Origin of the sequence: Streptomyces sp. NPDC006365, assembly GCF_042870755.1 — a bacterium.
Taxonomy (GTDB): domain Bacteria; phylum Actinomycetota; class Actinomycetes; order Streptomycetales; family Streptomycetaceae; genus Streptomyces; species Streptomyces xiangluensis.
Genome location: NZ_JBIAHS010000005.1, coordinates 480313 through 491642, shown reverse-complemented (window position 1 = coordinate 491642; position 11330 = coordinate 480313). Strand labels below are relative to the sequence as shown.

The window sequence follows — 11330 nt, the reverse complement described above, 5'->3', positions numbered from 1 at the left end:
GGAGTGGTCGTGATCAGGAATCGTCGAGGTCAGGAGTGGAACGGCAGCCCCGCGTCGGCCGCCAGTTCCAGGTCGTCGGTGTCCTCGGCGGGCAGCAGGGTCGCGGTGCCGTCGGTGACCGGCACGATGCCCAGCTCGAGCAGCTCGGCCATGGCGGCGCTGCCCGCCATGTCCCGCACCTGGAGCTGGTAGCGGGCGGTCGTGCGGTATGTCCCTCCGCCGTCGTCCCCGGTGCGCTGCAGAAACCCGGAGTCGGTGAGGAACGCGACGGCCTTGCCGACGATGCCGGTGGTCGAACCGGCAAGGCGGCGTGCGTCCTTGGTGGCCCCGGTCGCGCTGCGTCTGGCCCAGATCCGCCAGGCGGCCTCGAGGCCGGGCGCGTCGGTGGCCGGGTCGGTGTTGTCCCCCTGTTCCTCGGCCCGCTCCTCCAGGCGACGGCAGGCCTGCCGTACGAAGGCGTCCACTCCGTTGACCGAAACCCGCCCGATGTACCCGTCGTCGGCAAGGTCCTCGGGCCGCGGAAACGCCATCGCGGCGACAGCGAGATGCGCGAGCCCGTGCAGGAACCGGTCCCCGGCGTCCGCGGACGCCCGCCGTGCGTAGTCCCCCATACGCACGGCGAACACCGAGTCCTCGGCCGCGGTCACCGCCATCCCCGCGCGCGGGGACACCTCCAGCACGACCAGCCCGAGCCCCGCGGCAACGGCATCGGCGAGCCGGGCGAACGACGGGTCCTCCCGATACCGCCGCAACAGCTCTGCGTACTCCTGGTCGCGGGCGGGCTGGAGCTTGGGCTGCAGCCCGAAGGCGACGAGCCGGGCCGCGTCGGCTGCGTCGGCAGGAGTGACGGCGGCGGACGCCGGCACGGCGACGGCATCCGGCTCACTCCACTCGACGTGCTCGGTCACGGCTTCGGCTCCTTGTTCAGAGGTACGGCGGTGAGAGCGCCCCTGTAGGAGGCGCGGGGCTGTGACATATACGGCTCCTCCCCCACTCTCGGCTTCGCTCGAGCGGGGGGACCCCCATGAGCGGGAGGACCCCCATCGTGGGCGCGAGCAACCACTGACGGCCCGCAGTCAAACGACAACCCGCGCTTCACCGGCCCTCCAAGCGGAGCGTCGCCGTACCCACGATCAAATCGGCCCCGCCGAACTCGGGATCGTCCAGCTCCATCCCGTCGTCCACGGCGAACAACAGCTTCTCCTCACCCTGGCGATAAGCGGTCCCCACCGGCGGACTGGCCGCGTGGACGGCCAACAGCGCGACGAGGTAGGGCAGTTCAGAATCCTGACGCCGGGCGTCGTCAAGGATCCCGGACAGCCGCCGCGGCGCATCCGCAGGCAGATCGAGCAGCTCCTTGGCGGCAGCCAACTGCTCCTCGCTGAACCGGCTGTCATCCGGCGTGGCGATCAGATCCGGCTCCGGCATCTCCGCCCCCAGGTGTTCTCGCTCCATGGGCGGCGTCAGCAGGATGTCGACCAGATCCCCGACCCGTACGGACACGGGAGTGCGCAGCCCCGTCCCGCGCGCGAAGAACGCGTCCGTCACGCGCAGCGCCTCCTCGACGGGCAGGGGCAGCACCGGCGCGACAAGGTGCCCGTACAGGTCTGTCCCCGACGTCGCCATGGGCGCGGCGAAGGCCTGTCGGTCCTGCTCGGCGCGGAACAGCGGGCCGGCCTCCAGGAGCCGGGACTGCAACTGCGTATGACGGCGGATGCAGTCCTTGACGATGTCGACGAGCTCGGCGGCACGGCGCTTGTGCTCGGGGTCCTCGGACTCGTCGCGCGCCTTGCGGATGTTGGTGAGGATCGCGTTCTCGTGGCGATAGCGGTCGGCCACGTGGTCGAGTGCCTCGGCGATCATGTCGGGGACGGCCTGCAGCCAGTCCACCGCGCGGACGTTGCGCCGTGTCGCGTCCAGGGCCCTGCGGAGCGTCTCGGAATACTGCACGGTCCGATAGCGGGCCTGCTCGGCGGCGAGCTGTGCGTCGGCGAGCCTGCCGCGGCTGATCAGTACCTCCAGCTTGACCTCGGCGGCGATCTGCGCGCTGGTGACGTCCGTGTCGAGGGCGCCCACGAGGACGTTGACCGCCTCGTCCGTCGTGCGGAGATACACGCTTCCGCCGTAGCCGGGCACCTCCTCGATCAGCTTGAAGTCGTAGTCGCGGCGCACATAGGAGCCGTCGGGTGTGAACGTGCCGTATACGGCCCGGAAGCCGCGGTCGACGCTGCCGACGTTGATCAGGTTCTCCAGGACCCAGCGGGCCACGCGCTCGTGCTCGGCGACGGGGCGGCGCGGCGCCTGCGCGGCGATGCGCGGGATGAGCCTGGCCACGATCTGGTCGTGGTCGGCGCCCGTGTCGAAGTCCATGTTCAGTGTGACGAGGTCGATGGCGGCGAGGGCCACCTCAGCCATGCCGTATACGGAGTACTCACCCGCGAGGTTCGCCTTGCGTACATCGAGGTCGTGCAGGGGTGCGGTGCAGGCGAGCGCGCGCAGGCGCCGCGCCAGCCCCTCGTCGGCGGCCGGCCCCGGTGCGGGGCGCGGCCCCGCGCTGAGCTGGGGCGGAACACTGTCCGTCGATGCAGGCGAAGTCACGATGCAAAGACTAGGTCCTGGGTCTGACAACGCCCCAAACGCCCAAGAAGGGCCCGCGTCACCCGAGCTTCTTCTCCGCCACGCGTCGCCCATAGACCTCCCCGACCCGCCTGCGTGAATCGACGAGGTAGGTCGCGAGCAGTTGCTCGGCCTCGTCCCGGTCGCCGTCCTGCAGGGCCTTGAGGATCTGGGCGTTGCGGGCGAGGTACGGCTCGTGCAGCCGTCGTGGGTCGTCCACCAGGTGGAAGGCGAGTCGGAGTTCGGCGAAGACCCTGCGCATCAGCTCGTCGGTGCGGGCGCTTCCGGCGAGCGCCACCAGCTCCCGGTGGAACCGGATGTTGGACGTGCCCAGGGCTTTCCAGTCCTTTTCGACCGTCGCCCGCTGCCCGTCGGTGACGGCTCGGGCGAGACCGTCCACGACGTACGGCGGCTTGCCGAGGCCGCGGACGACGGCGCACTCGACGAGGCTCCGGGTGCGGAAGATGTCCTCGACGTCCTCGACGGTCGGGATCCGTACGAACACGCCCCGGTTGAGCTCGTGCACCAGCAGCCGTTCGTGCGTGAGCAGCCGGAATGCCTCGCGCAGTGTGTTGCGCGAGACGCCGAGGGCGCCGCCGATGCTGTCCTCGGACAGCCGCGTGCCGGGCGGGAAGAACCCCTCGGCGATCCGGCTCCTGAGGATGTCCGAGACCCGCTCCGCAGTGCTGGTGCGTCCCAAAAGTGCGCGATCGTCCGCCAGTCCGTTCAGTTCGGCCACACCCGGATTCAATCGCAGATACAAGAACGAAACAACATAAGTATTGAGGGATCGTTCAACAATCCTCTACCTTGCTGGGAATGGCGCCGACCGCTCGTCCCGGCGCCGACGGCTTTCGCATGCCGGTTCCGTACCTCGGCGTGTCCGCACGGCACGGCTCATCAGTCCTGAAGCACCAGTCCTGAAGCACCCTCCGTCCTCAATTGCGAGGTGCACCATGAGCACGACCCCTCCACCGCAGGCCCTGCCCGCCGAGGCCGGCACCGGTCCGGGCGAACCCCCCGCCGACGAGGGCGCGTTCGCCTGGCTGCGGGCCCTGGGGCCGCGGGGCCGCCGCGCCTTCGGCGGCGCGTTCGGCGGCTATGCCCTCGACTCGTACGACTACTTCACGCTGCCGCTGAGCATGGTCGTCCTGGCCGCGTACTTCGGCCTCAACAGCGGCCAGACCGGGCTCCTCACGACCGTCACACTGGTCGTCTCCGCGATCGGCGGCGCCATCGCGGGGGTGCTCGCGGACCGGATCGGGCGCGTCAAGGCCCTGATGATCACGGTGATCACGTACGCGGTCTTCACCGTGGCCTGCGGCTTCGCACCCAACTACGAGACCCTGCTGGTGTTCCGTGCCCTTCAGGGGCTCGGCTTCGGCGGCGAGTGGGCGGTCGGCGCGATCCTGGTCGCCGAGTACGCGAGCCCGAAGCACCGGGGGCGCACGCTCGGCGCGATCCAGAGTTCCTGGGCCGTCGGCTGGGGGCTCGCCGTGATCGTCTACACGCTGGTCTTCGAGTTCATGGACGACGACATCGCCTGGCGGGTGATGTTCTGGACCGGCGCGCTGCCCGCCCTGCTCGTCATCTGGGTGCGCCGCCAGGTGAAAGACGCCCCCCAGGCGACCGAACGCCGTGAGCAGAGCGCCGAGAAGGGCTCGTTCGCGGCCATCTTCAAACCGGGCACAGCCGAATCACCCGGACTGCTCCGAACGACGATCTTCGCAGTTCTGCTCTCCACCGGTGTCCAGGGCGGCTACTACACACTGGCCACCTGGGTGCCCACATACCTCAAGACGGAGCGCGAACTGTCCGTCGTCGGCACCGGCGGCTATCTCGCGTTCCTGATCAGCGGAGCCTTCCTCGGCTATCTGACCGGTGGTTATCTCACCGACAGGCTGGGCCGCAGGCGCAACATCTGGCTCTTCGCGGTGCTCTCGGCGATCTGCATCCTGGCCTACGCCAACATCCCCACCGGTGCCAACACCCTCCTCCTTGTGCTTGGTTTCCCGCTCGGCTTCTGTATGTCGGCGATTTTCAGCGGCTTCGGTTCGTTCCTGAGTGAGCTGTACCCGACGGCGGTGCGCGGCACGGGCCAGGGCTTCACATACAACACCGGCCGCGCTGTGGGCGCCGCCTTCCCGACGTGCGTCGGGTACCTGGCCGACAGCTGGGGTGTCGGCGGTGCGCTGGTCTTCGGCGCGATCGGCTACGGTCTCGCGGCGCTGGCCCTGTTCGGGCTGCCCGAGACGCGGGGGAAGGAGATCCTGTGAACCACACTCAACTCCGGCACCAGAACATGCTCGACGAGCACGCGCACGCGTGGAGCCCCGACGAGGCGCGCACCCACTTCCGTTCGGGCCTGTCCGGCCCCACGGCGGGCTGCGCGGCGGGCCACACCCAGGCGAACCTGATCTCGGTGCCCGCCGACTGGGCGTACGAGATGCTGCTGTTCTGCCAGCGCAACCCGAAGCCCTGTCCGGTCCTCGACGTCACCGACACCGGCTCCTGGACCACCGTCCTCGCCCCGGGCGCCGATCTGCGGACCGATCTGCCGCGCTACCGGGTCTGGGAACACGGCGAGTTGACCGACGAGCCCCCGGACGTGCTGGCCCACTGGCGCGACGACCTCGTGTCGTTCCTCATCGGGTGCAGCTTCACCTTCGAGTGGGCCCTGACCGAGGCCGGCGTGCCGCTGCGCCACCTCGAGCAGGGACGCAACGTCTCCATGTACGTGACGAGCCGTCAGTGCCGTCCCGCGGGGCGGCTGCACGGCCCCATGGTGGTGTCGATGCGTCCGGTGCCGCCCGAGCACCTGGCCGCGGCGATCCGGGAGAGCAGTCTGCTGCCCGCGGTGCACGGCAGCCCGGTCCACTGCGGCGAACCGGCCGGGCTCGGCATCGAGGACCTGGCGCGCCCCGACTTCGGCGACCCTGTGGACGCCGGCCCCGGCGACATCCCGGTGTTCTGGGCCTGTGGGGTGACGCCGCAGGCCGCGGTGATGGCCTCGCGCCCGCCGTTCGCGATCACCCACGCACCGGGACAGATGTTCATCACCGACGCCCGCGACGAGCAGTACCGCGTGGCCTGACAGGAGGAATCGACATCTCCATGACCTCGATCGATCTCAACGCCGACCTGGGCGAGGGCTTCGGCCGCTGGCGCCTGACCGACGACGAACAGCTGCTGTCCGTCGTCACCAGCGCCAATGTGGCCTGCGGCTTCCACGCCGGGGACGCGGCCACCATGCGGCGGGTGTGCGAGCTGGCGGCCGAGCGCGGTGTACGGATCGGCGCCCAGGTCTCGTACCGCGACCTGGCGGGCTTCGGACGGCGCGCGATGGATGTGCCGCCCGACGAACTGGCGGCCGAAGTGGCGTACCAGATCGGCGCCTTGGAGGTCTTCACGCGCGCGGCGGGCGCGCGCGTGGCCTACGTCAAACCGCACGGCGCGCTCTACAACCGTGTGGTGCATGACGAGGAGCAGGCCCGGGCCGTGGTTGACGGGGTGCTCCTCGCGGACGCCACGCTCCCCGTGCTCGGGCTGCCCGGATCGCGCTTCCTCGACGTGGCGGAGAAGGCCGGACTCCCGGTCGTCACCGAGGCGTTCGCGGACCGCGCCTACACGGACGAGGGCACGCTCGTGCCACGTAGTCAGGACGGCGCCGTGATCACCGACCCCGGTGCCGTTGTGGAGCGCTCCGTGCGCCTCGCCGGATCCGGCGTGGTCGCGTCCCGCTCCGGGCGGGACATCGGGGTGCGCGCCCGCTCCCTGTGCGTGCACGGCGACACGCCCGGAGCGGTGGAGCTGGCGCGCCGGGTCCGTACGAAGCTGGAGGCGTCGGGCGTCCGCGTGGAGGCGTTCGCATGAGGGCGCTGCCGGTCGGGGACCGTGCCCTTCTCGTCGAAGTCTCGACGGACGAGGAGGCGCAGGCGCTGCACGCGGATCTGCTGCGCCGTCGCGCGGAGGGGGCCCTCTCGGTACGGGAGATCGTCCCCGCGGCCCGTACGGTCCTCCTCGACGGCCTCGACGACCCTGTGCGCCTGGCGGAGCAGCTGACCACCTCACAGGTGCCGCCTGTGCCCTCGCGCGCCGAGGAGATCGTCGAGGTCCCGGTCCGCTACGACGGCCCCGACCTCGCGGAGGTCGCGGCGCTCTGGGATGTGCCCGTGCAGGAGGTGGCGCGGATTCACGCGGCGGCCGAATTCCGGGTCGCCTTCTGCGGGTTCGCGCCGGGCTTCGGCTATCTGACCGGGCTCCCGGCCCGCTACGGCGTGCCGCGCCGCGCGACACCTCGTACGACCGTCCCGGCCGGTGCCGTGGGGCTCGCGGGCCCGTACACGGGTGTCTACCCGCGGCCGTCGCCGGGCGGCTGGCAGTTGATCGGCACGACGGACGCCGTTCTGTGGGACCACGCGCGCGTGCCCGCCGCGTTGCTGTCCCCCGGCACCCGGGTCCGCTTCGTCCCCGTGGGGACCGTCCCGGTGGGGTCCTCATGACGGACCGTGCTCTCGCCGTCGTACGGGCGGGGGCGCTGACCACCGTGCAGGATCTCGGGCGTCCCGGTCACGCGCACCTGGGCGTACCGCGTTCCGGTGCGCTGGACGGTCCCGCCGCCGCCCTGGTGAACCGTCTCGTCGGCAATCCACCCGAGGCCGCGGTCCTGGAGACGACGCTCAACGGCTGTGCTCTACGGCCGCGTTCGACTGTCACTGTCGCGGTCGGCGGGGCCCCGTGCCCGGTGTCCGTGGATGGGCGCCCGGTTCCCTGGGGAGCCCCGGTGCGTGTGCCCGGCGGGGCACTGCTGTCGGTGGGGACGGCGGTCTCCGGAGTACGCAGTTATGTCGGCGTGTCGGGTGGGGTGGCCGTCGAGCCCGTGCTCGGCAGCCGGTCGACGGACCTGCTCTCGGGTCTCGGCCCGCCGCCTCTGACCGACGGGACGGTGCTCCCCCTGGGGCGGCCGAACGCTCCCCACGCGCGCGTGGACGTCGCCGCGCAGCCGGGCCCGCCCGCCGAACTCGTACTCCGAGTGACCCTCGGCCCCCGCGACGACTGGTTCACGGCAACGGCCGTACGCGCCCTCACGACGCACATGTACCGGGTCTCCTCGGCGAGCAACCGCATCGGCCTGCGCACGGAGGGGCCCGCCTTGGAGCGGGCGCGCCCCGGCGAACTCCCCAGCGAGGGCATGGTCCTCGGCGCGATCCAAGTGCCCCCGGACGGCAGGCCCGTGGTGTTCCTGGCCGATCACCCCACCACCGGCGGCTACCCGGTCATCGCAGTCGTCCGGTCCACGGACCTCCCCGCCGCGGCCCAGGCCGCGCCGGGCACGCCGGTGCGGTTCCTGGTCGTGCGGCGCCGTTGACCAGGCTTACGCCGCATCGGGCTGCTCCGTGACCGACAACGCAGCCAGCGCAGACGCCACCGCATGCGACGCGCTCAGGTCGAGCCGGGCGCTGGTGCCGCGGGCGCGGTGGCGGATCTCGTCGGCGGCGAGTGTGAGGAGTTGGGGCAGAAGATCGGTGCAGCGGCGGGCCACCCAGCCGGTGCCGGCGGTGGCCAGCCACCACAGGCTCGCCGAGCGGGTGGGCGCGGGGAACTCGGGCTTCGAAGAAGGCGCACGCCCCGTCGCGATGCCCGCCTCCGCGAGCAGCGCGTGGAAGCGTACGGCGAGTTGCCGGTGCCCCAGCTCGCCCGGATGCAGCCGGTCCGCGCTCCACATGGCGCGCTCCGTGAGCCACGCCCCTTCCGCGGCGTGCAGATGGACGGCGCCATACCGCTCGGAGAGCGCGTGCACCACCGTGTTCACCGCCCGCTGGCGCCGTGCGAGCGGCCGGGCCAGGGCCCCGGGCAGCCCCAGCATCGCGCCGGGGTCGGGCAGGCAGGCGGTGAGCAGCACCGCCCCCTGCCGCGTGAACGCCGCGTACACCTCGTCGAGCCGCGCGGCCACCGCGTGGATGTCGAAGGTGCACCTCAGGGTGTCGTTGACCCCGATGACGACCGAAGCGACCTCCGGCCGTACGGCCAGCGCGGCAGGGGTCTGACGCTCCAGGACGTCACGCGTCTGGGCCCCGCTGACCGCGAAGTTGACGAACTGTGCGGGCGCGTCTGCGGGGGCGAGCCCGTCGGCGAGCAGCGCGGCCCAGCCGCGCCACCCTTCACCGACGGGATCGCCCACTCCTTCGGTGAGGGAGTCCCCGAGCGCCACGAACCGCAGGGGTCTCATGCCACGCCCTCCCGAGCCCTTCGCGCGGAGGAGGCGCCCGCCTGCGACGACGGCCGGTCGACCCGTACGGCCGCGTCGTGCGCCGTGAGGAACGCCTCGACGGCGGCCGGCCAGCCAAAACAGGCGGCACGCGCGCGTGCCGCCTCCCGGCGCTCGCTCTCGGGACGGTCCAGCAGCAGCCGCACCTTGTCCGCGAACGACTCTCCGTTGTCGGCCGCGGTGGCTCCGGCGGAGCCGATGACCTCCGGGAGCGCGGAGGAGGCGCTGGCGACGACGGGCGTACCGCAGGCCATCGCCTCCAGGGCCGCGAGCCCGAAGGTCTCGGCGGGCCCGGGGGCCAGGCATGCGTCGGCGGAGGCCTGCAGACCGCCCAGGAGCGCGCGGTCGCCCACATGCCCGAGGAAGGTGACCGGCAACCGCCGCTCGTGCGCCCGCTGTTCGAGCCGGGCCCGCAACGGCCCGTCACCTGCGACGACGAGCACCGCGCGTTCCCCTCGGCGCAGCAGCGCCTCCAGGGCGTCCAGCGCGGTGCCGGGCCGCTTCTCGACGGACAGCCGGGAGCACATCACCAGCAAGGTCTCGTCCACGCGCGCATGCCGGGCGCGCAGCCCCGGGTCCCGCAGCGAGGGATGCCGACCCTCCAGGTCGACGCCCAGCGGGGCGCGTACGACATTGCGGGCGCCGATGCGGACGAACTCGCGCTCCGCGAACTCCGTGGTGCACACCACGCGTGAATAGTGGTGGGCGGTGCGGACGTTGAGGGCGTCGGAGGCCCGGCGTGCGATGCCTTCGGACAGACCCCAGGTGCGCAGTACACCGTCGGCGGTCTCATGGGAGACCATCACGGCGGGCACCCGGGCGCGCCGCGCCCAGACGCCGGTCCAGCGCAGCGTCGTGCGGTCGGAGACCTCGAGCCGGTCCGGCGCGAGCTCCTCCAGAAGGGCGGACACACGCTTCTTGTCGGTGAGTACGCGGTAGCCGCCGGTCCCGGGCAGCAGCGGTCCAGGCAGGGTGATCACCCTGCCCTGCTCGGTCTCGCGGTCCGTGGCTCGCTCTCCGGGCACGATCAGCACGGGCTCGTGCCCGGCCTCCCGGTAACCGGCGCCCAGCTCCCGCAGCGCGGTCCTCAGGCCGCCCGAGGCGGGGGCGACGAAGTTGGCCAGCCGGACGATCCGCAGCGACTCGCTCATGCCGCCACCACCGCCCTTCCGGCGAGCACATCGGCGTAGTGCCCGATGAGCTGGTCACCGACGGCCGCCCAGGTGCGGCCCTCGACGGTACGGCGTGCCTCGGCGCCGTATGCGGCCCGCCGCGCGGGATCGGCGGCGAGCGCCGCCACGGCGTCGCGTACGGCGCCCTCGTCCCGCGGCGGGACGAGCAGTCCGGTGCGCCCGTGGGCCACCAGGTCGAGCGGCCCGCCCGCGGCGGGAGCGACCACGGGGATGCCGCTGGCCATCGCCTCCTGCACGGTCTGGCAGAAGGTCTCGAACGGTCCGGTGTGCACGAAGACGTCCAACGAGGCGAAGATCCGGGCGAGTTCGTCACCGGTGCGACGACCCAGGAAAACGGCTCCGGGAAGTGCCCCGGTCAGACTCGTCTGGCTCGGGCCGTCGCCCACGACCACGACGCGTACGCCGTCCAGGCCGCAGGCCCCGGCGAGGAGTTCGACCTGCTTCTCGGGGGCGAGCCGGCCGACGTAGCCGACGATCAGCTCGCCGTTCGGCGCGAGTTCACGGCGGAGTGCGTCGTCCCGGTGTTCCGGGCGGAACCGGACGGTGTCCACGCCGCGCGGCCACAGCCGCACCCGGGGCACACCGTGCGCCTCCAGGTCCTGCAGAGCTGCGCTGGACGGGGCGAGCGTCCGGTCGGCGGCGGCGTGGACGGAGCGGATGCGCCGCCAGGCGGCCGCCTCGCCCGCGTGCACGTACGTGCGGGCGTATCCGGCGAGGTCGGTCTGGTAGATGGCCACGGCGGGGATGCCGAGCCGGGTGGCGGCCGCCATGCCGCGGACGCCGAGAACGAAGGGGCTGGCCAGGTGGACGAGGTCGGCGCGGTGTTCGGTGAGCGCGGCGGCGACGCGTCGACTGGGGAGGGCGACACGGACCTGGGGGTAGCCGGGAAGCGGTAGGGAGGGGATTCGGACGACGGGGCACGGCGCGAGGGCGTCGGGCCCGTTGCCGGCGGCGGTGGCCGGGGCGACGACTAGGGGGTCGTGACCGCGGTCGACGAGGTGTCGGGCGGTCTGGAGCGCGCAGTGGGCCACGCCGTTCACGTCGGGGGGAAAGGACTCGGTCACGATGACGACACGCATACCCGTGTTGTCGTCGTGCAGGACGTGGCCGCGTCAACGTGGATCTTTCCGGAGAGGGAACGTCCCATGAGCGTTGCGCTGCGTGCGCCCCCGGATCACGACCCGGTCACGCCCCGGCATCCAGGCTCGTACCAACGGGCTACGGGCGGTCGACAACACGCTCACACCACGGTC

Annotated in this window: 11 protein-coding genes; 5 read left to right on the top strand and 6 right to left on the bottom strand. The window is 72.1% G+C overall.

Translation table 11 applies throughout. From position 1 onward, the window contains the following. Window positions 1–29 precede the first annotated feature (29 nt). The 3 genes from ACFYO0_RS18295 to ACFYO0_RS18285 form a co-directional block, all read right to left on the bottom strand. Window positions 30–908, bottom strand: a complete 879-nt coding sequence (locus ACFYO0_RS18295; RefSeq protein WP_388676506.1) for a hypothetical protein — start codon at window positions 906–908, stop codon at window positions 30–32. Window positions 909–1095: 187 nt separating this feature from the next. Then, the gene (locus tag ACFYO0_RS18290; RefSeq protein WP_388676504.1) at window positions 1096–2598 is read right to left on the bottom strand and encodes a hypothetical protein; all 1503 of its coding nucleotides are present in this window, start codon (window positions 2596–2598) and stop codon (window positions 1096–1098) included. A gap of 58 nt (window positions 2599–2656) precedes the next feature. Continuing rightward, window positions 2657–3355 carry a GntR family transcriptional regulator gene (locus ACFYO0_RS18285; protein ID WP_388676501.1) on the bottom strand — a complete coding sequence of 233 codons (699 nt, stop codon included), beginning with the start codon at window positions 3353–3355 and terminating at the stop codon, window positions 2657–2659. Between the two features lie 217 nt (window positions 3356–3572). Between ACFYO0_RS18285 and ACFYO0_RS18280 the strand changes: the two genes are divergently transcribed. The 5 genes from ACFYO0_RS18280 to ACFYO0_RS18260 are packed head-to-tail and all read left to right on the top strand — an operon-like array spanning window position 3573 to window position 7984. Beyond that, entirely contained in the window at window positions 3573–4892 is a 1320-nt protein-coding gene (locus ACFYO0_RS18280; protein ID WP_388676499.1) for an MFS transporter, read from the top strand. Window positions 4893–4918: 26 nt separating this feature from the next. Beyond that, on the top strand, window positions 4919–5710 hold the full coding sequence (locus ACFYO0_RS18275) for a putative hydro-lyase (RefSeq protein ID WP_388676606.1): 792 nt from the start codon (window positions 4919–4921) through the stop codon (window positions 5708–5710). 20 nt (window positions 5711–5730) lie between these two features. Continuing rightward, window positions 5731–6489, top strand: coding sequence for a LamB/YcsF family protein (locus ACFYO0_RS18270; RefSeq protein ID WP_386355247.1), 759 nt, complete (start codon window positions 5731–5733; stop codon window positions 6487–6489). Further along, a complete protein-coding gene (locus ACFYO0_RS18265) occupies window positions 6486–7118 on the top strand; it encodes an allophanate hydrolase subunit 1 (RefSeq protein WP_388676496.1) in 633 nt (210 codons plus the stop codon). The genes ACFYO0_RS18270 and ACFYO0_RS18265 overlap by 4 nt, the downstream gene beginning before the upstream one ends. Beyond that, a complete protein-coding gene (locus ACFYO0_RS18260) occupies window positions 7115–7984 on the top strand; it encodes a biotin-dependent carboxyltransferase family protein (RefSeq protein WP_388676494.1) in 870 nt (289 codons plus the stop codon). Before ACFYO0_RS18265 ends, ACFYO0_RS18260 begins: the two co-directional genes overlap by 4 nt. A gap of 6 nt (window positions 7985–7990) precedes the next feature. Here the strand turns inward: ACFYO0_RS18260 and ACFYO0_RS18255 are convergent, their stop codons facing one another. Genes ACFYO0_RS18255 through ACFYO0_RS18245 form a run of 3 tightly spaced genes read right to left on the bottom strand, consistent with a single transcriptional unit; the run spans window position 7991 to window position 11156 of the window. Then, window positions 7991–8845: an SGNH/GDSL hydrolase family protein gene (locus tag ACFYO0_RS18255; RefSeq protein ID WP_388676491.1), complete on the bottom strand. Its 855-nt coding sequence runs from the start codon at window positions 8843–8845 to the stop codon at window positions 7991–7993. Then, a complete protein-coding gene (locus ACFYO0_RS18250; RefSeq protein WP_388676488.1) occupies window positions 8842–10035 on the bottom strand; it encodes a glycosyltransferase in 1194 nt (397 codons plus the stop codon). Before ACFYO0_RS18250 ends, ACFYO0_RS18255 begins: the two co-directional genes overlap by 4 nt. After that, window positions 10032–11156: a glycosyltransferase family 4 protein gene (locus ACFYO0_RS18245; protein ID WP_388676486.1), complete on the bottom strand. Its 1125-nt coding sequence runs from the start codon at window positions 11154–11156 to the stop codon at window positions 10032–10034. The genes ACFYO0_RS18250 and ACFYO0_RS18245 overlap by 4 nt, the downstream gene beginning before the upstream one ends. Between the last annotated feature and the right edge of the window lie 174 nt (window positions 11157–11330).